Below are 317 nucleotides of genomic sequence, written 5' to 3' on the forward strand. Positions count from 1 at the left end.
CTGGGCTATCTGGTGGGCAAGCTGCTGTTCGGGCAGGAATGGCCGCCGGGCTTTGCCACGCTGGTGGTGCTGCTGCTGATGTCGATGACGCTGAACGCGATGTTCCTGGGAATCCTGGGCGAATACATCGGCCGCATCTTCCTGCAGACCAAGAACATCAACGCGCCCATCGTCGAGGCCGCGCTGAACGCCCCCGGGCCCGTCACCCCCCTGCGCATGGAGGCGGCCGAGTGAGGGTGCTGATGCTGCAGGGCGGCTTCGGCACCGGCGGGGCTGAGAAGATCATGGCCGCGATCGCCGCGCATCGCCACGCCCAG

Annotated in this window: 1 pseudogene; it reads left to right on the top strand. The window is 67.2% G+C overall.

Going from position 1 to position 317, the window contains the following annotated elements:
• Positions 1-234 (top strand): annotated as a pseudogene (locus NR187_RS34845) (hypothetical protein); the annotation flags it as partial.
• Positions 235-317: the final 83 nt, after the last annotated feature.

It is taken from the genome of Bradyrhizobium sp. Bra64 (assembly GCF_024519875.1).
Lineage (GTDB): Bacteria > Pseudomonadota > Alphaproteobacteria > Rhizobiales > Xanthobacteraceae > Bradyrhizobium > Bradyrhizobium japonicum_G.